Genomic DNA, 17,894 nt, shown 5'->3' on the forward strand with positions numbered 1-17,894 from the left:
TCTCCTGTCTGCTCGGGAGGAATGGACGGGTGTCAGCCGCGGCTGCGACCGGAGAGCTGCTCGACCTGGAGCAGCAGGGCGGAGTGGTCGAGGGACCCGTGTCCCTGGGCGCGCAGGGCCCCCATCAGCTGGGCCACGAGGGCGCCGACCGGGATCGCGACACCCGCCTCCCGGGCCGCGCCCGTGACGATGCCCATGTCCTTGTGGTGCAGGTCGACCCGGAAGCCAGGGGTGAACTCGCGGGCCACCATGCCGGCGGCCTTGCGGTCCAGGATCCGGTTGCCCGCCAGCCCGCCGGCCAGGACCTTGATCGCGGCACCGGTGTCGACGCCGTAGGCCTCGAGGAAGACCAGTGCCTCGGCGACGAGCTCGATGGTGCCGGCCACGATCAGCTGGTTGGCGGCCTTCACCGTCTGGCCGGAACCCGACGGGCCGACGTGGACGACGGTCGAGCCGACCGCCTCCAGCACCGGCAGCGCGGCCGCGAAGTCGTCGGGCTCGCCGCCGACCATGATCGACAGGCTGCCCTCGACGGCCCCGGCCTCGCCGCCGGAGACGGGCGCGTCGACGGCGCGCAGCCCGCGGGCCCGCGCCGCCTCGGCGATCCGCACCGACACGTCGGGACGGATGGAGCTGGCGTCGATCAGCAGCGTGCCGGGCGCGGCCGAGTCGAGGACCCCGCCCTCGCCCAGGACCACGGCCTCGACGTCCGGGGAGTCGGGCAGCATCGTCAGGACGACGTCGGCGCCGCGGACGGCCTCGGCGACGTCGGAGGCGCCGCGGCCGCCGGAGGCGACGAGCCGGTCCACCTTGTCCCGGCTGCGGTTGTAGCCGACGACCTCGTAGCCGGCCTTGAGCAGGTTGGCGGCCATCGGGCCGCCCATGATGCCGAGTCCGATCACCGCGACGGTGGTCATGGGGTGCTCCCTGTGTCGTGTGCGGGTGTCGCCGGTCAGGCGCCCGAGCGCCGGCCTCGGGGCAGCCAGTCCAGCCCCTCGGCGGTGCTGGTCCGGGGCTTGTACTCGAGGGCGACCCAGCCGTCGTAGCCGGCGGCGGCCAGCGCGCCGAGGTGCCGGTCCAGGTCGATGTGTCCCGTGCCGGGCTCGTGGCGGCCGGGCGCGTCCGCGATCTGCACGTGGGCGACCCGGTCGGCGAACCGGCCGATCACGGCGTCGAGGTCGTCGCCGTTGACGTCGAGGTGGTAGAGGTCGCAGAGCAGGCCCAGGTTCGCCACGCCGGTCTCCGCGCGCACGCGGTCGATGACGGCGACGGCGTCCGCCGCCGTGAGCAGCGGATAGCGCGGCGCCCCGCTGACCGGCTCGACCAGGACCGTCCCACCGATCCGGGCCGTCGCCCGTCCGGCCAGCGCCAGGTTCTCCACGGCGAGTTCGTCCTGGGCCGACGGCGTCTCCCCCTCGACACGGTTGCCGTAGAGCGCGTTGAAGGCGCGGCAGCCGAGGCGCTCGCCGATGCCCACGGTGGCGTCGACGTTGTCCCGGAACTCGGCCGACCGCTTCGGCCAGGACACCAGCCCGCGATCGCCGCCCGGCATGTCACCGGCGAAGAAGTTGAGCCCGATCAGCGAGACGCCGGCGTCCTCGACGGACCGGACGAACGCGTCGATCTCGGCGTCCGCGGGCACCGCCTCGGCGAACGGCCACCAGAACTCGACCGCGGAGAATCCCGCCTCGCGAGCCGCCGCGGGGCGCTCGAGCAGCGGCAGCTCGGTGAAGAGGATCGACAGGTTGACGGCGTAACGACGCGACGACATGGGCGGCCTCTCACCTCGGGGTGGCCGTGGTATACGCAAAACGCTAGCGGCTTGGTATACCAACGTCAACCGGGGCGGAGGCGGCCCGGTCATGCGCTGGAGCGCCGGGCCAGGCGCTCCAGCCGGCCGCGGTCGACGCCGGTCGCGGTGGCCGCCTCCTCCTCGTCCACCGCCCCGCAGTCCAGTCCCCGCAGGATCGCGCCGGCGAGGGCCTGCGCCGTCGCGGGTTCGTCCAGCACGCCCCCCTCGAGCCGGCCGAGGTAGGCCCGGATGCGGGCACCGGCGTCGCCGAGCCCGCTGCGGAAGAAGGCGTAGGTGGCCAGGTAGCGGGTGGGCAGGTGCCCGGGGTGCATGTCCCAGCCCTGGTAGAAGCCGCGCTCCAGCGACCGGGTGACCAGGCGGGCGTGCAGCCGCCACGCGCTCGCGACGGCGTCCGGTGACCCGGTCGGCACGACGTTGGTGGAGCCGTCCGAGAGCCGCACCCCGGTGCCGGCCGCGGCCACCTGCATGACGGCCTTGGCGTGGTCGGCCGCGGGGTGCTCCAGGCTCTGGTGCCCGGCGGCGATGCCCAGTGCCGCGCTGTAGTCGAACGTGCCGTAGTGCAGGCCGGTGCACCGTCCGGCCGCGGCGGTGATCATGCGCGCCAGCGGAGCGGTGCCGTCGGCGGCCAGCACCGCCTGCGGGGTCTCGACCTGGATCTCGAACTCCAGCCGGCCCGGCGGCAGGGAGTGCGCCTGCTCCAGCCGGCCGCACACCTCGGCCATCGCCGCCACCTGCTCCACGGACGTGACCTTCGGCAGCGTGAGCAGGAAGCCGTCCGGGACGCCGGCGGCCGCGACCAGCGCGCCGAGGACGAGGTCGAGCGTGCGCAGCCCGCGACGGCGCGTCGGTGCCTCGAAGCTCTTGAACCGGATCCCGAGGTACGGCGGGCGGCCCTCGCCCTGCGCCAGTGCGGTCAGCGCCGCGGCGACGTCGGCGGCGGCCCGGTCCTCCTCGTCGTCGGGGCGGTTCCCGAAGCCGTCCTCGAAGTCGATCCGCAGGTCCTCGACCGGCTCACGGGCCAGCTTCGCCCGCACGCGCTCGTAGACGTCCCCCACGACGGCGGGGGGCAGCGCGGTGGCGGCGGCCAGGTCACCGGCGGTGGGCGCGTACCGGTCCAGCTGGTCGAGGGCCGCCCGCCCCCACTCCCCCGGCACGTCGGCGGACAACCGGTCGGCGGGCACGTACACCGTGTGCACCGGCTGACGGCTGCCGCGCTCGCCCGGATAGCGGCGGCGCAACTCCTCGTCGGCCGTGGCCAGGCGCTCGTCGAGGAGGTCGGCCAGTTCCATGCTCACACCGGTCATGGCTGCACTGCTCCCTTTCCTGGGAGGGACGCCGGTCCCTTTCCTGGGAGGGACGCCGGCCGGAGACGAGCGGCCCTGGCGCGATACCCACCACCCCTGGTATACCAAATGCCTCCGGTGCGGTGGCCTCTCTCGGTCGCCGTCGCGTTCCTCCGACCAGCAGTGTTCTCAGGATGCGGGAGCAGAGGCAACGATCATGCAGCTCGACACCGACGACGCGGCGCTCGAGCGGTTGTCCGCCCTCGACGACGAGGCCGGCCGGGCCGCACTGCACGCCTGCTGCGCCAGTCCGGTCTGGGGAGCGCGCATCCGGGCCGGCCGGCCGTACCGCAGCCGGGCCGCGCTCCTCGACGCGGCCGAGACCGCCTGCCGCGAGCTCGACGACGTCCAGCTGGACCTGGCGCTGGCCGCCCACCCGCGGATCGGGGACCGGGCGTCCGGACCGGGCACCGAGGCGCGCTGGTGGCGCCAGGAGCAGGCCTCGGTGACGGACGCGGACGAGCGCACGCGCGACGAGCTCGTCGCGGCCAACCGGGCGTACGAGGAGCGGTTCGGGCACGTCTTCCTGATCCGCGCGGCCGGCCGGTCCGCGGCGGAGATGCTGTCCGAGTTGCGCCGCCGCCTCGGCAACGACCCCGCGACCGAGCGCCGCGAGGTGGTGGACCAGCTGGCCCGGATCACCAGGCTTCGGGTCGAGAGGCTGCTGGACTCATGAGCACGCTGTCCACCCACGTCCTCGACGCCGTGGCCGGTGCCCCCGCTGCCGGGGTGCCCGTCGCGCTGGACCGGCGCTCGGCACCGGGTTCGGACTGGACCGCCGTCGCGCGCGGCACCACCGACGACGACGGACGGATCAGCGGCGTGGCACCGGCGCCGCTCGAGCCCGGGGTCTACCGGCTGGTCTTCGACACCGACGCGTACACCGCCGGCGCGGCGGCGTTCTACCCCGAGATCGCGATCGTCTTCCGCATCACCGAGGAACGGCACTACCACGTTCCAGTTCTCCTCAGCCCGTTCGCCTACTCCACCTACCGAGGAAGCTGAGACCCCATGGCACACCAGCTGGGACACAACCAGTACGGCAAGGCCGAGACCCGCGTCGTCCGGATCTACCGCGACATCGATCCGCACGAGATCGTCGACTACAACGTGAGCGCCGCCCTGTCCGGCGACTTCGCGGACACGCACCTCACCGGCGACAACGCCAAGGTGCTGACGACGGACGGCGTGAAGAACACGGTCAACGCGTTCGCCAAGGAACACGGCGAGGAGGCGCGCCAGCCGGAGTCCTTCGGCCTGGCCCTCGCCCGCCACTTCGTCGAGGACGTGCCGCAGGTGTCGCGCGCCCGCGTCAGGATCGAGGCCTACCCGTGGCTGCGGCTCCACGCGGGCGGCACGCCCCACCCGCACGCCTTCGTCCGCGCCGGGCAGTACACCCGGACGACGACCGTCACGTACGCGGACGGCCGTTCCTGGATCGTCTCCGGCCTGCGCGACCTGACCGTCCTCAAGACGACCGACTCCGAGTTCTGGGGCTTCTACCAGGACCGGTACACGACGCTGCAGCCGACGAACGACCGGGTGATGGCCACGTCGGTCGCCGCGCAGTGGTGGCACACCAGCGACGACGTCGACTGGTCGAAGTCGTTCGACAGCGTCCGGGACGCCCTGTGCGAGGCCTTCGCCGTCTCCTACAGCTATGCCCTGCAGCAGACGCTGTTCGAGATGGGCAGCGCGGTGCTCGACGCGGTCCCGGGGATCGCCGAGGTGCGCCTGTCACTGCCGAACAAGCACCACTTCGTGGTCGACCTCTCGCCCTTCGGGCTGGACAACCCCAACGAGGTCTTCCACGCCGACGACCGTCCCTACGGGCTTATCGAGGGCACCGTCCGGCGGGAGGACGCTCCCGACCCCGGCCCCGCCTTCGACCCCGGACAGGGCTGGTGAGCGGGGCGGTCCTGACCTTCGCCCGCGGGCGGCCGGCCGTCGCCGTCCGCCCCCGGGAGGTCACCAGCCGCGCGTGGCGTAGCGCTCGGACTCCGGCAGCGTCGACACGTTGATCCCGACCATCGGCTCGCCGAGACCGCGGGAGACCTTGGCGATCACGGCCGGGTCGTCGAAGAAGGTGGTCGCCTGCACGATCGCCGCGGCCCGCTGCGCCGGGTCACCGGACTTGAAGATGCCCGAGCCGACGAACACGCCCTCGGCGCCGAGCTGCATCATCATCGCCGCGTCGGCCGGGGTGGCGATGCCGCCGGCGGTGAACAGCACGACCGGCAGCTTGCCCAGCCGGGCCACCTCGGCCACGACCTCGTACGGCGCACGCAGCTCCTTGGCGGCCACGTAGAGCTCGGTCTCGTCCAGCGTGCCCAGCCGCTTGATGCCGGCGCGGATGGCGCGCATGTGCCGGGTCGCCTCGACCACGTTGCCGGTGCCGGCCTCGCCCTTCGAGCGGATCATCGCCGCGCCCTCGGCGATGCGGCGCAGCGCCTCGCCGAGGTCGGTGGCGCCGCAGACGAACGGCACGGTGAACTCGTGCTTGGCGATGTGGTGCGCCTCGTCGGCCGGGGTGAGCACCTCGGACTCGTCGATGTAGTCGACGCCGAGCGCCTGCAGCACCTGGGCCTCGACGAAGTGGCCGATGCGGGCCTTGGCCATGACCGGGATCGAGACGGCGCCGATGATGCCCTCGATCATGTCGGGGTCGCTCATCCGCGCGATCCCGCCCTGGGCACGGATGTCGGCGGGCACCCGCTCGAGCGCCATGACGGCGACCGCGCCGGCGTCCTCGGCGATCTTGGCCTGCTCCGGCGTGACGACGTCCATGATCACGCCGCCCTTGAGCTGCTCGGCCATGCCGCGCTTGACGAGTTCGGTGCCGGTCGCGGGAGAGGGGGCGGGGGTCTGGTCGGTTGCCACGGGTTGCTGCCTCAAGGTGTCGACGACTCTCGGAACGCCCGATCCTACGGCCGTTGCGCACCCCGGTCGGCGGGCGCCGTCCCGCCGATCCCCGCCGCGGGAGCGTCATCGATGTCGAAGAACCGCGGCAGCGGCCGGCGGGCGTGCACCCGCATCAGCCGGGTGAGCCGCCGCCGGCGCAGCTCGCGGGTGTCGCGGACGGCGTCGTTGTAGAACCGGCGGGCCAGCTGCAGCCGGGCGCCGGTGCCGGCCAGGTCGGCCCGCAGGGCCGCCGGGACGGCGAGGTCGGCGGGCAGGTCGCGCAGCTCCCGGCCGAGCGCGTTCTCGGCCAGCTCCCGGTCCCCCGCCTGCGGGGCGCGGGCGCCCGCCGCCGCGGCGGCCAGCCGGGCGGCGGCGCCCGGCCCGAGGGCGGCCGCGTGGTCGCGGGCCAGCTCCTCGGCGAGCCCGGCGCGGCGCTGCAACTGGGTGTCCAGCGCCGTCCACGCGCGGTCGGCGCGCGCCTGCAGCCGGCGCAGCCGGGTGAGCGTCCACGCCGCCCAGGCGAGCAGCAGGAGGACGACGGCGGCCAGCACCAGCAGCCAGGCCCCGGTCGTCACGGGGCGTCAGGCTAGCGCCGCACGCGCATCCACCGGGCCGGGCGCGCCTCGCCGCCCCCGGATGCCAGCGCCGGCAGGTCGTCGTCCTCCCCCGCCGTGACCTCCCCGCCGGGCAGCGCCACCGTCTCGTAGACGGCGAGGATGCGCTGGGCCAGGACCGACCAGTCGTAGCCGGCGGCCACCTGGCGCCCGCGGGCGGAGAGCACCAGCCGCCGCTCCGGGTCGGCGAGCAGGTCACCGAGCGCCCGCGCCAGGGCGGCCGGGTCGCCGCGGCGCACCAGCACGCCGGCGGCGCCGTCGTCGAGAACCCTCGCGAAGGCGTCGAGGTCGCTGGCGACGATCGGCGCCCCGGCGGCCAGGGCCTCGATGAGGATCACGCCGAAGGACTCCCCCAGCAGGTTCGGCGCACAGTACACGTCCACCGACCGCAGGAACGCCGCCTTGTCGGCCTCGGAGAGCTCGCCGAGCAGGGAGACGTACGGGCGCAGGTCCGGGCCGATCAGCTCCTGCAGGTCGTCGGGGTCCCCCCGGCCGGCGACCAGCAGCCGCGCGTCCGGGTGCCGCCGGACGACGGTGCGCAACGCCTCGAGCAGCACCGGCAGGCCCTTGCGCGGCTCGTCGTAGCGGCCGAGGAACCCGATCGTCGGCCCGCCGACACCGCGGGTGTACCCGGGCAGGCGGGGGCCCCCGCCGAAGAAGTCGACGTGCACGCCGTTCGGGATGATCACCGCGTCCCCGCCGAGGTGCTCGACCTGCACGCGGCGGGCGAAGTCGGACACCGCGATCCGGCCGCTGATCTTCTCCAGCCACGGCCGCACGATCGGCCCCCACGCGGCCAGCCACTTGGAGCGGACCGTGGCCGCGTGGAAGGTCGCCACGATCGGCCCCTCGGCCATCATGCAGACCAGCAGCCCGATCGACGGCGGCGCCGGGTCGTGCACGTGGACGACGTCGAAGTGCCCCTCGCGCAGCCACCGGCGCACCCGCGCCGCGGACACCGGGCCGAACTGCACGCTGGCCATCGAGCCGTTGTACGGGATCGGCACGGTGCGCCCGGCGAACGTGATGAAGGGGTCGGTGAGCGACTCCTCGTGCTCGGCCGGCGTCAGCACCTCGACGTGGTGACCGAGCCCGCGCAGCGTCTCGGCCAGGTCCCGCACGTGGTACTGCACGCCGCCCGGCACGTCCCACTGGTAGGGGCACACCAGGCCGATACGCATCAGGAGGTCCCTCTCCTCGGGGGATCGCGAGGCACATCGGACCAGATCCGGCCGAGCATGTGCCAGTCCTCCGGCTGCGCGGCGATGGATTCGGCGAACGCGTCGGCGACCCACTGCATGGCCGCGGCGACGCGGTCCTTGAGCCGCCCCTCCGTGACATGGACCGCGGGGTGGAAGGTGACCCGCCACCCGTGCTCGGTGAACTGGCAGACCGCGGGGACGATCGCGGCGCCGGTCTGCGCGGCGAGGACGGCCGGGCCGCTCGGCATGGTGGCGGGCCGGCCGAACAGCGAGACCGGGACGCCGGTGGCGCCGAGGTCGCGGTCGACCAGCAGGCACGCCCAGCCGCCGTCGGCCAGCCATTCCCGCAGCACGGTCGCGCTGGGCCGCGGCCCGCCGGTCAGCGGCACGACGCGCATGCCCAGCGACTCGCGGTATTCGAGGAAGCGCCGGTAGAGCGACTCGGGCTCGAGCCGCTCGGCCACGGTCATGAACGGACCGCCCAGCCGGTCGATGAGCCAGACCGCGGCGGCGTCCCAGTTCCCGCTGTGCGGCAGGGCGAAGACCACACCCCTGCCGCCGGCGGCGGCCTTCTCCAGGTTCTCGATCCCCGGGGTCTCCGTGCCGCGGACGATCCGCTCACCGGGGATGGCGGGCAGCCGGAAGGCCTCGCACCAGTACCGGGCGTAGGAGCGCAGCGCCCGGCGGGTGAGGTCGTCGAGCTCCCGCTCGCCGAGCCGGCCGCCGGTGGCGACGCGCAGGTTGGCACGCAGCTGACGGGTGCCGGGGCCGTCCCGTCGTGCGGCCCAGTCGGCCGCGACGCCGAACGCCCGGGTCGCGACGCCCTCCGGCAGCAGCTTGACCGCGCCCCAGCCGGCGGCGAAGCCGGCGTCGGTGAGCCGGGCCCCCGCCCGGACGCGCAGGCCGGGGGCGGGGACGGCGGGCGTCCCGGGAAGCGGCTCGCTCACGGCGCCGGCGGAGTCGGCGGGACCGGCTCGCCGGCGGGCAGCGTCCCGCGGCCGGCCCGGCGGACGGCGGCGAACCGCTGCCCGACGGTGATCGCGCTGCCGACCAGCAGCACCCACAGCGCGACGTGCAGCGCGTACGGCACGCCCAGCCCGGTCAGTCCGGTGCCGGTGAGCACCAGGATCAGCCGCTCGGTGCGCTCGACGATCCCGACGTCGGCCGACAGCCCCACGCCCTCGGCGCGAGCCTTGACGTAGGAGGTGAGGACGCCGAGGACGAGGCAGAACAGCGCCAGCAGCACGAGCAGCCGGTTGTCGCCGCTGCCCGAGAACCACCAGGCGAGCGCCGCGAAGATCGCCGCGTCCGAGGCGCGGTCACCGGTGGAGTCGAGGACCGCGCCGAACAGCGAGCCGCCGCCCCGGGCCCGGGCCAGCGCGCCGTCGAGCATGTCGAGCAGCACCAGCAGGGTGACCGTGAAGGCGCCCCAGAAGAGGTGGCCGGTGCCGATCAGGAACACCGCGCCGGCGATCGACCCGAGGGTGCCGACGATCGTGACCATGTCCGGGGTGACGCCTGCGCGCGCGAGGCGGGTGACCACCGGCGCAAGCACCTTGGCCACCTTCGGGCGGGCGTTGATGCCGAGCACTCAGCCCTCCTGCACGGCGTGCTCGGCCCAGGCGCCGGCCAGCAGCGCCCGGGTCTCGGTGAGCACCTGCGGCAGCACGCGGGTCAGCCCGACGACCGGCATGAAGTTGGTGTCCCCGCCCCACCGCGGCACCGCGTGCTGGTGCAGGTGGTCGGCGATGCCGGCGCCGGCGATGTGTCCCTGGTTCATCCCGATGTTGAAGCCGTGAGCGCCGCTGACCGCGCGGATGGTCCGCATCGCGGTCTGGGTGAACGCGCCGAGCTCGGCGACCTCCTCGACGGTCAGGTCGGTGTAGTCCGGCACGTGCCGGTACGGGACCACCATCAGGTGCCCGGCGTTGTACGGGTAGAGGTTGAGCACCGCGAACACCGTCCGGCCGCGGGCGACGATCAGCCCTTCCTCGTCGTCCATCTTCGGGATCAGGCAGAACGGGCAGTCGTGGTCGCCGGTCGGCTTGCCCTCACCGCGGATGTAGGCCATCCGGTACGGCGTCCACAGGCGCTCGAACACCGAGGCCGGTCCCCCGTCGTCGTTGGCGACGGGAACCGCGACGTTCTCCTGCTCGGTCACTCCGGGACCTCGGCGGTCGGGTCGGCGTTGTGCCGGGCGGCGACCCAGTTCACGACCTGCTCGACGGCGTCGGTGATCGGCACGCCGTTGCGCTGGCTGCCGTCGCGGTAGCGGAAGGAGACCGCGCCGGCTTGGGCGTCGGTCGCGCCGGCGATCAGCACGAACGGCACCTTCTGCTTGCTGGCGGTGCGGATCTTCTTCTGCATCCGGTCGTCGGAGTCGTCGATCTCGATGCGGATGCCGCGCTCGCGCAGCTTCAGGGCGACGTCGCGCAGGTAGGGCACCTGGTCGTCCGTCACCGGGATGCCGACCACCTGCACCGGGGCCAGCCAGGCCGGGAAGGCGCCCGCGTAGTGCTCGGTGAGCACGCCGAAGAACCGCTCGATCGAGCCGAACTTCGCCGAGTGGATCATCACCGGCTGCTGGTGGGAGCCGTCGGCGGCGGTGTACTCCAGCCCGAAGCCGGCCGGCTGGTTGAAGTCGTACTGGATCGTCGACATCTGCCACGTGCGGCCGATGGCGTCCCGGATCTGGACGGAGATCTTCGGGCCGTAGAACGCCGCGCCGCCCGGATCGGGCACGAGCTCTAGCCCGGTCTCGCGGGCCGCCTCCTCGAGGACCTTGGTGGCGACCTCCCACTGCTCGTCGGAGCCGATGAACTTGGCCTGCTTGTCCGGGTCGTCGCCGCGGGTGGACAGCTCCAGGTAGTAGTCGTCGAGGCCGAAGTCGCGCAGCAGGCCGAGCACGAACGACAGCAGGTGGCGGATCTCGCCGGCCGCCTGCTCGGGCGTGACGTAGCTGTGCGAGTCGTCCTGGGTGAGGCCGCGCACGCGGACCAGGCCGTGCACGACGCCGGACTTCTCGTACCGGTAGACCGTGCCGAACTCGAAGAACCGCAGCGGCAGCTCCCGGTAGGACCGCCCGCGCGACCGGAAGATCAGGTTGTGCATCGGGCAGTTCATGGCCTTGAGGTAGTACTCCGCGTTCTCCAGCTCCATCGGCGGGAACATGGTGTCGGCGTAGTACGGCAGGTGCCCCGACAGCTCGAAGACGTGCGCCTTGGTGATGTGCGGCGTCCCGACGTAGAGGAAGCCCTCCTCGATGTGCCGGCGGCGGACGTAGTCCTCCATCTCCCGCTTGACCACGCCGCCCTTGGGGTGGAAGACCGCCAGGCCCGAGCCGATCTCGTCGGGGAAGCTGAACAGGTCCAGCTCGGCGCCCAGGCGCCGGTGGTCGCGGCGCTCGGCCTCGGCCAGCTGCTCGAGGTAGGCCTTGTGCGCCTCCTTGCTCTCCCACGCCGTGCCGTAGATGCGCTGCAGCTGCGGGTTCTTCTCGCTGCCGCGCCAGTAGGCGGCGGCGCTGCGCGTGAGGGAGAACGCCGGGATGTTGTTCGTGCGGGGCAGGTGCGGGCCGCGGCACAGGTCGGTCCAGACCCGCTCGCCGGAGCGCGCGTCGAGGTTGTCGTACATCGTCAGCGCGCCGCCGCCGACCTCGACGGACGCCCCCTCCGCGGCCTCACCGGCGCCGCCCTTGAGATCGATCAGCTCGAGCTTGTACGGCTCGTGGGCGAGCTCGGCCTTGGCGTCGGCGTCGGCGATCTCCCGGCGGGAGAAGCGCTGCCCGGCCCGGACGATCTCGGTCATCTTCTTCTCGAGGGCCGCGAGGTCCTCGGGCGTGAACGGCCGCTCGGGGTCGAAGTCGTAGTAGAAGCCGTTCTCCACCGGCGGGCCGATGCCCAGGCGCGTGCCCGGGAAGAGCTCCTGCACCGCCTGGGCGAGCACGTGCGCCGTGGAGTGCCGGATCACCGCGCGGCCCTCGGGGCTGGCCGCGGGCACCGGCTCGACCTCGGCGTCGGCCTCGGGGACCCACGCGAGGTCCTTCAGGTCGCCGGTCGCGAGGTCCCGGACGACGACGGCGCCGTCCGGGCCCTTGAGCCCGACGCCGGCCTCCCTGAGCGCGTCGACCGCGGGGGTCCCGGCCGGCACCCGAATCGGGGCGAGCGCGGCGGGGAGGGGTGCGGCAGACACGGGGAGCTCCAGGGGGTCGGCGGAGGGCCTGGCCGATCGGCCAGGACAGTCAGAAGGTTAGTGCCCGGGGAGCGGGCGGCCGGTCAGGAGAGCAGTTCGACCCGGTCGCCGGGGCGAACTCGCCCGGGAGTTCGCACCTCGGCGTAGACGCCCAGGCAGTGCTTCGGCGTCCGGGTGACGGCGAGCTCGACCTCGCCGATCCGCAGGCCGCGCCCCACCCAGTCGCGCTCGTCGGCGTCGCCGTCCAGGGCGAGCAGGAGGTTGGCCCGCGGGTCGTCGGCCGAGCAGCCCTCGGGGACGTCGCCGCCCGCGGCACGGTCGATCGCCGCGCGGCTGACCAGGTGGACGGCGGCGGCGTCGACCTGCGGCGCCTCGGTCCGCTGCAGCCGCACCGGGCGGCCCAGGACCTCGGTCAGCGTGATCGTGTCGGCCTCGTCGTCCCCGGTCGCGACGACCTGGGCAAGAGCGGGCGCCGCCTTGACGGTGACCCGCTCCCCCGTCTCCACGTCGACCACCGACCAGGCGCGGTCGCCGACCAGGCCGCCCGGCTCGACGCGGGCCTCGCCGACGGTGCGCCCGCCCAGGCTCTTGACCGGGTAGACGCTCACCTGGTCCACCGTGCCGACGACGTCGCTCACATAGCCACGCTACGACGGGCAGCCCTGTCGACGCGCGGGGATTCTCGTCGGCGCAGCCGACGCAGCTGGGCGTAGAGGTAGGGCCGCGCCCGCCGATGGCCGCCGTCGCGGGCGATCGCCTCCTCGAGAGCGGCGAGCACCCGGCCCAGCCGCGCCGCGTCGGGCCGCCAGCCGCGGCGCTCGCACTCCTCCAGCCACTCCACCGGTGTGCGGTGGCCGCGCTCGCCGTTGCACCGGCGGCAGGCGGCGACCTCGTTCTCGAGGCGCGACGGCCCGCCCTTCACCCGGGGGACGACGTGCTCGGTCGTGGGCCGGACCAGCGGCGCGAAGCCGCGCCCGCACCAGACGCAGGTGGGCCCGTCCCGCTCGACGATCGCCGTCAGCCGGTCGGCGCGGTCGAGCTGGGGCACTCCCCCATGGTGCGCCGCTACCGGGCCGCCCGCGCGCGGCCGCCCGCCACCCGGGGGCGGCGCGGCCGCAGCAGCGCCTCCCGCCGGTTCTGCCGCCGCTGCCGCACCGCCCGGCGGAAGCAGTACCGGGATCCCGACCGGTCGGCGGGGCCGTACGCCGTCCAGATGAAGTCGGTGTCCGGCGGGTCGGGGGCCTCGTCGTCCTCGGCCATGCGGCTGCGCAGCCGGTCGAGGACCCGCTGGGCCAGGAACTCGTCGGCGCGCAGCCTCGCGAGGTCGTCGCGATCCCGGCCCTCCGCGACCAGCGCCTCGCCGACCCACTCGAACACCCGCCGGCCGAAGGCGTGCTCGACCAGATCGCTCACGACGGCGTGCGCGGCGTCCACGGTGACGGCGGTGCCGAGTGCGAGTTCGAGCTCGACCCAGGCGAGCAGCGTGTACAGATCGGGCCCGCCGGGGCCCTGGGGCCCCGGCGGGAACGAGGCCTCGTCCGGGTCGATCACCGGGACATCGTGCCGGGCGACCGCATCGGCGTCGCCCCCGTTTCGCCCGCGGAACGGCGGAGGGCCGGGTCCGCGACGGACCCGGCCCTCCGGTGGTGGGCGATACTGGGTTCGAACCAGTGACCTCTTCGGTGTGAACGAAGCGCTCTACCACTGAGCCAATCGCCCGGAGCGGCTACGAGTGTAGCCAATGCCTCACCGCCAGAGGGGCACCCACCCCGGCACCCAGCCCGGCACCCCGGTGACGTGCAGGACGACGACCAGCACGCCGTAGACGAAGGCCGCCGTCGCCACCGCGATGAGGATGCGCACCCAGACCGGCTGCGCCGTCACCCAGTCGGTCCAGCGCTTGACGTGCTTCTTCGTGAACTCGAGCAGCCGCTCGGCCCAGGTGAACTCGGTGGCCAGCACGAACAGCCCGGCGATCACCGTCAGCCAGCCCGGCCCGGGCAGCGGGATGGTGACCAGGCCGAGCGCGACGATGAGCCCACCGACGACCCCGACGACCACCCGGTAGGTGTGGTTCGTGGTCCGGCGGGCGCCCAGCCGCCGGCGCCAGCCGGTGTCCCGGACGCGCTCGCGCAGGCTGCGGTGCTCGTCGGCGTCGTAGCGGTCCCGCCGCTGCTGGTCGGTCTCCCGTCGGCGGCGGGGCTCCGGCTCGGGGCGCTGCGGCGCCCGCGCCGTCTCCTGTGCGTTCAGCTGGTCACCTGCCCGTTCGCGACGACGTCCGAGGGTCGGCTCGGCATCTGGCGGCCGGACTCGAAGCTGATGGCGTACGCCGGGTAGTCGTCGAGGCCGGTCTTGTCGGAGCCTACGGTGCGCAGGTCCATCTGGGGCCGTACGACGTCGAAGGTGCCGAGCGGGACCGCCGCGTCGTCCCGCATGCCCCACACGACGTAGATCGTCCGGGACCGGTCGTTGACCGACAGGCCGTGCGCGACCACCTGCACCTGGCCGTCGCGGGCGACGACCGTCGCGACGGAGTGCCCGCCCTTGTCGGCCATCGGCGCGATCGCGACCTGCCCCGGCTGCAGCAGCGAGTCCATGACCTCCGACTGCTGCGCCGCCACGGCCTCCGCGCGGTCCCGGGCCTCGGCCAGGACGACCACCCAGGTCGCCAGGCCGAGGATCGCGGCCACCGCCGCGGCGACGAGGGCCACGGGCAGCGCCCGGCGCCAGGACGGCCGTTCGAGCCGGCTGTGCTCGTACAGGGGGAATCCGGTCGCCGGCCGCGGCGGCGCGGGGCTGCCCGCTGCCGCCGGCGGCGGATCCAGGTCGTCGAGGTCCTCGACGTCCGGCCGCTCGTCCTCCGGCCGCACCTGGTCGGTCCGCTCCACCGCGGCGCGCAGCCGGTCGCGCAGACCGGGGGACGGCTCGGCGGGTGGCAGGTCGGCGGTCATCGCGGCCATGACGTCGGAGGTCTCGGCCACGGTCCGCGCGCAGCGGGCGCAGTCGGGCAGGTGGCGGACGAACGCGGCCTCGTCCTCGGGCTCGAGGGCGTGCAGTGCCCAGCCGACGGCCAGCTCGTCGAAGAGTGCGTGGTCACCGGCGCGGCCCGCGCGAGGGTCGCCGCTCACCGGCTGGTCCCGTCCACGGGCGCGGCGCCGCCGAGGGCGCCGCCCAGCGGCTGCCCGCCGGCCAGGCCGCCGAGCTCCTCCTTGAGCCGGCGCATCCCGGCCAGCATCCGCGTCTTCACCGTGCCCAGCGGTGCGCCGGTCAGGGCGGCGACCTCGCGCTGGGTGTAGCCGCCGTAGTAGGCGAGGGTCAGCGCCTCCCGCTGCGCGGTCGGCAGCACGGCCAGCGCGACGCGGACGCGCTCGGAGACCACCCGCGTCCACGCCTCCTCCTCGACGTCCCGGACGGCGGTGGGCTCGGCCAGTGCGAGGTCGTCCTCGGCGCGCGACCGGCGGCGGCGCTGGGACTCCTCGCGGCGGACGACGTCCACCGCCTTGTGGTGCACCATCGCCAGCAGCCACGAGGCGAAGCTGCCGCGGGACCGGTCGAAGGCACCCGGGTCGCGCCAGACGCTCAGGAAGACGTCCTGCAGCACGTCCTCGGCGAGGACGTCGTCGGCGAGGACCCGGCGCGCGAGCGCGAACGCCGGACGGCGGAACCGCGCGTACAGGTCGTCCACGGCCGACCGGTCCCCCGCGCGGATGCGCCGGACGAGGGCGGCGTCGGCCGGATCCTCCGCCGGGCGCCGTTCCGGGCGGCTCACGGCTCCCATCGTCACACGTTCCCTTCGCGCCCGGCAGGCCCTCCGGTTCTGTCCCGCCACCCTCCGGTGTGACGGGCGTGGCGGGTGTGACTGATGTGAACGAGACGGGGTGGCGGCGTGACCCAGTGGGTAGTGCGTCGTTGTGAGAGACATGGCGCACCGCTCCTCTTCCCGGTACTCCTGCCCGCTCACCCTGCAGCTGATCGGCCCGCGCTCGTGGACCGAGGTCCCGGCGCAGCTCGTCTACCTCGGCGCCGACCCGTTCGCGGTCCGGATCACCTTCGGTGACGGCGAGGGCGAGGACGGCGTCACGTGGCTGGTCGGCCGGGATCTGCTGCGGGTCGGGCTGGACCGGCCGGCCGGGGACGGCGACGTCCGCGTGTGGCCGGCGTCGGCGACCGCCGACGCTCTCTTCCTCCACCTGCGCGCGCCCTCGGGCGAGGCGCTGTTCGAGCTGTCGCGGGCGACGCTGGCGGCGTTCCTCCGCGAGACCGAGGCGCTGGTCCCCTCCGGCTCGGAGACCGAGGTGCTCGACATCGACGAGGAGCTGACGGCGCTGCTGTCGAACGGCGGTGCGGATCCCACGGCGCGCTGACCTGCGGAGACGTCGCCGGGCCAGCGACCCGCGACCCCCCTGCGTCGGAAGCCGGCGCGGGTGCGTGTAGAGTTCTGCTCGCAACGCGGACGTGGCTCAGTTGGTAGAGCATCACCTTGCCAAGGTGAGGGTCGCGGGTTCGAATCCCGTCGTCCGCTCGGACCTCGGGCGCCGGTCGCGAGACCGGCGCCCGTGTGCGGTGGAGTGGCCGAGAGGCGAGGCAACGGCCTGCAAAGCCGTCTACACGGGTTCAAATCCCGTCTCCACCTCGTTCTCCCTCGCGGAGCGCGAGCCGGAGGAGGGTCCGGTCGGCAGACCGGGACGGGCGATTGGCGCAGCGGTAGCGCGCTTCCCTGACACGGAAGAGGTCACTGGTTCGATCCCAGTATCGCCCACAGCAACAGGAAGCCCCGGGTCATCGGCCCGGGGCTTCCTCGTTCCCGGGCACCGGTGGCAGCGGACGCCGGAGCTGTCGCCACAGCGTGACGCCGAGCCCCACCTGCAGCAGGGCGAGGGCGGTCCACATCCACCGCAGCCACGGGTCCGCCTCCTCGTTCAGCCACCAGAGGACGGCCATGGCCGGCCAGAGCGGGACGAACGCGAGCTGGAACTTCTGCCCGGCCCGACGTGACCGGGCCTGACAGGCCGCCCAGCGGGCGTCCCGTCGGGCCTGCTCGGCGTCGGCTGCGTCCACGACTCGCAGCATCCCCGCCAGGGACGGGTCGCGCAGCCGGTCAGGCGACCCGGGGCACCACGTGCTCGGCCCAGAACCGGTCCACCTGGGCGGCCAGCTCCTCCGGGGTGCCGCGGTTGTCCAAGACGACGTCGGCGACCGCGCGGCGCTGCTCGTCGGTGGCCTGGGCGGCGATCCGCGCGCGGGCGTCGGCCTCCGAGAGCCCTCGCTGCACCAGGCGGGCCACGCGGGTCTCCGGATCGGCCTCCACGACGAGCACGAGGTCGTAGGGCTCCCACCGGCCGGTCTCGACCAGCAGCGGCACGTCGTGGACGACGACGGCGTCCGGCGGGGCCGCCGCGGCCAGCTCGGCGGCACGCGCCCGCACGAGAGGGTGCACGACGGCGTCCAGGCGGGCCCGCGCCTCCGGATCGGCGAACACCAGCGCGGCCAGGGCCGGCCGGTCCAGTCCGCCGTCCGGACCGAGGACCTGCTCCCCGAAGGCCGCCACCACGGCCGCCAGGCCGGGCGTGCCGGGCTCCACGACCTCCCGGGCGATCCGGTCGGCGTCGACGACCACCGCGCCGCGCGCGGCCAGCAGCGCCGAGACGGTGCTCTTCCCCGATCCGATCCCGCCGGTCAGCCCGATGCTCAGCACCCGCCGAACCTATCCGGCGCCAGATCACGGATCGGCAACACGAGTCCATCCCGTCCGGCGCGTCGCACCAGTCACACGAGTCACGGGACCTAACGTCCGTCCCGGCGATCTTCCCCGCCGAGAGAGGCAGAACCCGAC

At 74.2% G+C, this 17,894-nt stretch carries 22 protein-coding genes and 4 tRNA genes; 7 read left to right on the plus strand and 19 right to left on the minus strand.

From position 1 onward, the window contains the following. Positions 1–32: 32 nt before the first annotated feature. The 3 genes from ACWIYF_RS15640 to ACWIYF_RS15650 all read right to left on the minus strand — a co-directional run bounded on the left by ACWIYF_RS15640 (position 33) and on the right by ACWIYF_RS15650 (position 3,117). Complete coding sequence (locus tag ACWIYF_RS15640; protein ID WP_448628760.1) at positions 33–1,037, minus strand: 2-hydroxy-3-oxopropionate reductase; 1,005 nt, start codon at positions 1,035–1,037, stop codon at positions 33–35. Continuing rightward, complete coding sequence (locus ACWIYF_RS15645; protein WP_448623747.1) at positions 953–1,771, minus strand: hydroxypyruvate isomerase family protein; 819 nt, start codon at positions 1,769–1,771, stop codon at positions 953–955. Before ACWIYF_RS15645 ends, ACWIYF_RS15640 begins: the two co-directional genes overlap by 85 nt. Before the next feature lie 89 nt (positions 1,772–1,860). Continuing rightward, the gene (locus tag ACWIYF_RS15650; protein ID WP_448623748.1) at positions 1,861–3,117 is read right to left on the minus strand and encodes a DUF6986 family protein; all 1,257 of its coding nucleotides are present in this window, start codon (positions 3,115–3,117) and stop codon (positions 1,861–1,863) included. A gap of 196 nt (positions 3,118–3,313) precedes the next feature. On the opposite strand from ACWIYF_RS15650, the gene uraD reads away from it, so the two are divergent. From uraD to pucL, 3 genes are read left to right on the plus strand one after another with little or no spacing between them, the layout of a single operon-like run. After that, positions 3,314–3,832, plus strand: coding sequence for a 2-oxo-4-hydroxy-4-carboxy-5-ureidoimidazoline decarboxylase (uraD, locus tag ACWIYF_RS15655; RefSeq protein WP_448623749.1), 519 nt, complete (start codon positions 3,314–3,316; stop codon positions 3,830–3,832). Further along, a complete protein-coding gene (uraH, locus tag ACWIYF_RS15660) occupies positions 3,829–4,161 on the plus strand; it encodes a hydroxyisourate hydrolase (RefSeq protein WP_448623750.1) in 333 nt (110 codons plus the stop codon). Before uraD ends, uraH begins: the two co-directional genes overlap by 4 nt. A 6-nt stretch (positions 4,162–4,167) precedes the next feature. Beyond that, positions 4,168–5,064: a factor-independent urate hydroxylase gene (gene pucL / locus ACWIYF_RS15665; protein WP_448623751.1), complete on the plus strand. Its 897-nt coding sequence runs from the start codon at positions 4,168–4,170 to the stop codon at positions 5,062–5,064. 60 nt (positions 5,065–5,124) lie between these two features. Here the strand turns inward: pucL and pdxS are convergent, their stop codons facing one another. From pdxS to ACWIYF_RS15735, 14 genes are all read right to left on the minus strand, one after another. Further along, positions 5,125–6,036, minus strand: a complete 912-nt coding sequence (pdxS, locus tag ACWIYF_RS15670) for a pyridoxal 5'-phosphate synthase lyase subunit PdxS (RefSeq protein ID WP_448623752.1) — start codon at positions 6,034–6,036, stop codon at positions 5,125–5,127. 44 nt (positions 6,037–6,080) lie between these two features. Then, positions 6,081–6,632: a hypothetical protein gene (locus tag ACWIYF_RS15675; protein ID WP_448623753.1), complete on the minus strand. Its 552-nt coding sequence runs from the start codon at positions 6,630–6,632 to the stop codon at positions 6,081–6,083. 11 nt (positions 6,633–6,643) lie between these two features. Further along, a complete protein-coding gene (locus ACWIYF_RS15680) occupies positions 6,644–7,852 on the minus strand; it encodes a glycosyltransferase family 4 protein (protein ID WP_448623754.1) in 1,209 nt (402 codons plus the stop codon). After that, the gene (locus ACWIYF_RS15685; RefSeq protein WP_448623755.1) at positions 7,852–8,820 is read right to left on the minus strand and encodes a phosphatidylinositol mannoside acyltransferase; all 969 of its coding nucleotides are present in this window, start codon (positions 8,818–8,820) and stop codon (positions 7,852–7,854) included. Before ACWIYF_RS15685 ends, ACWIYF_RS15680 begins: the two co-directional genes overlap by 1 nt. Next, positions 8,817–9,464, minus strand: coding sequence for a phosphatidylinositol phosphate synthase (gene pgsA / locus ACWIYF_RS15690; RefSeq protein ID WP_448623756.1), 648 nt, complete (start codon positions 9,462–9,464; stop codon positions 8,817–8,819). Before pgsA ends, ACWIYF_RS15685 begins: the two co-directional genes overlap by 4 nt. Next, entirely contained in the window at positions 9,465–10,034 is a 570-nt protein-coding gene (locus tag ACWIYF_RS15695) for an HIT family protein (protein WP_448623757.1), read from the minus strand. It abuts the gene before it with no gap. Next, positions 10,031–12,061, minus strand: a complete 2,031-nt coding sequence (thrS, locus tag ACWIYF_RS15700) for a threonine--tRNA ligase (RefSeq protein WP_448623758.1) — start codon at positions 12,059–12,061, stop codon at positions 10,031–10,033. Before thrS ends, ACWIYF_RS15695 begins: the two co-directional genes overlap by 4 nt. Positions 12,062–12,144: 83 nt before the next feature. Further along, entirely contained in the window at positions 12,145–12,699 is a 555-nt protein-coding gene (locus tag ACWIYF_RS15705; protein ID WP_448623759.1) for an MOSC N-terminal beta barrel domain-containing protein, read from the minus strand. Beyond that, the gene (locus tag ACWIYF_RS15710; protein ID WP_448623760.1) at positions 12,696–13,109 is read right to left on the minus strand and encodes an HNH endonuclease; all 414 of its coding nucleotides are present in this window, start codon (positions 13,107–13,109) and stop codon (positions 12,696–12,698) included. Before ACWIYF_RS15710 ends, ACWIYF_RS15705 begins: the two co-directional genes overlap by 4 nt. A 17-nt stretch (positions 13,110–13,126) precedes the next feature. After that, positions 13,127–13,612 (minus strand): hypothetical protein, encoded by a 486-nt coding sequence (locus tag ACWIYF_RS15715; RefSeq protein ID WP_448623761.1) that lies wholly within the window; start codon positions 13,610–13,612, stop codon positions 13,127–13,129. A 93-nt stretch (positions 13,613–13,705) separates the two neighbouring features. Beyond that, a tRNA-Val gene (locus ACWIYF_RS15720) sits at positions 13,706–13,780 on the minus strand. A 27-nt stretch (positions 13,781–13,807) separates the two neighbouring features. Next, on the minus strand, positions 13,808–14,197 hold the full coding sequence (locus ACWIYF_RS15725; protein ID WP_448628761.1) for a TIGR02611 family protein: 390 nt from the start codon (positions 14,195–14,197) through the stop codon (positions 13,808–13,810). 110 nt (positions 14,198–14,307) lie between these two features. Continuing rightward, on the minus strand, positions 14,308–15,189 hold the full coding sequence (locus ACWIYF_RS15730; protein ID WP_448623762.1) for an anti-sigma factor domain-containing protein: 882 nt from the start codon (positions 15,187–15,189) through the stop codon (positions 14,308–14,310). Next, positions 15,186–15,839, minus strand: coding sequence for a sigma-70 family RNA polymerase sigma factor (locus ACWIYF_RS15735; protein WP_448623763.1), 654 nt, complete (start codon positions 15,837–15,839; stop codon positions 15,186–15,188). Before ACWIYF_RS15735 ends, ACWIYF_RS15730 begins: the two co-directional genes overlap by 4 nt. A 142-nt stretch (positions 15,840–15,981) precedes the next feature. Between ACWIYF_RS15735 and ACWIYF_RS15740 the strand changes: the two genes are divergently transcribed. From ACWIYF_RS15740 to ACWIYF_RS15755, 4 genes are all read left to right on the plus strand, one after another. Further along, entirely contained in the window at positions 15,982–16,425 is a 444-nt protein-coding gene (locus tag ACWIYF_RS15740; protein WP_448623764.1) for an SsgA family sporulation/cell division regulator, read from the plus strand. A gap of 85 nt (positions 16,426–16,510) precedes the next feature. Further along, a tRNA-Gly gene (locus tag ACWIYF_RS15745) sits at positions 16,511–16,583 on the plus strand. Between the two features lie 40 nt (positions 16,584–16,623). After that, a tRNA-Cys gene (locus ACWIYF_RS15750) sits at positions 16,624–16,694 on the plus strand. A gap of 54 nt (positions 16,695–16,748) precedes the next feature. After that, positions 16,749–16,820 (plus strand) — tRNA-Val (locus ACWIYF_RS15755). 20 nt (positions 16,821–16,840) lie between these two features. Here ACWIYF_RS15755 and ACWIYF_RS15760 read toward each other — a convergent pair. Then, positions 16,841–17,119 (minus strand): hypothetical protein, encoded by a 279-nt coding sequence (locus ACWIYF_RS15760; protein WP_448623765.1) that lies wholly within the window; start codon positions 17,117–17,119, stop codon positions 16,841–16,843. Between the two features lie 40 nt (positions 17,120–17,159). Further along, positions 17,160–17,756 carry a dephospho-CoA kinase gene (gene coaE, locus ACWIYF_RS15765; RefSeq protein ID WP_448623766.1) on the minus strand — a complete coding sequence of 199 codons (597 nt, stop codon included), beginning with the start codon at positions 17,754–17,756 and terminating at the stop codon, positions 17,160–17,162. Positions 17,757–17,894 lie beyond the last annotated feature (138 nt).

Source organism: Geodermatophilus sp. URMC 64, assembly GCF_053502555.1.

Excerpts from the sequence above, each read along its gene's own strand:
- ACWIYF_RS15650 (WP_448623748.1), bottom strand. The coding sequence starts at position 3,117 with ATGACCGGTGTGAGCATGGAACTGGCCGACCTCCTCGACGAGCGCCTG.
- uraH (WP_448623750.1), top strand. The coding sequence starts at position 3,829 with ATGAGCACGCTGTCCACCCACGTCCTCGACGCCGTGGCCGGTGCCCCC.
- ACWIYF_RS15680 (WP_448623754.1), bottom strand. The coding sequence starts at position 7,852 with ATGCGTATCGGCCTGGTGTGCCCCTACCAGTGGGACGTGCCGGGCGGC.
- pucL (WP_448623751.1), top strand. The coding sequence starts at position 4,168 with ATGGCACACCAGCTGGGACACAACCAGTACGGCAAGGCCGAGACCCGC.
- ACWIYF_RS15735 (WP_448623763.1), bottom strand. The coding sequence starts at position 15,839 with ATGGGAGCCGTGAGCCGCCCGGAACGGCGCCCGGCGGAGGATCCGGCC.
- ACWIYF_RS15740 (WP_448623764.1), top strand. The coding sequence starts at position 15,982 with ATGGCGCACCGCTCCTCTTCCCGGTACTCCTGCCCGCTCACCCTGCAG.
- uraD (WP_448623749.1), top strand. The coding sequence starts at position 3,314 with ATGCAGCTCGACACCGACGACGCGGCGCTCGAGCGGTTGTCCGCCCTC.
- ACWIYF_RS15645 (WP_448623747.1), bottom strand. The coding sequence starts at position 1,771 with ATGTCGTCGCGTCGTTACGCCGTCAACCTGTCGATCCTCTTCACCGAG.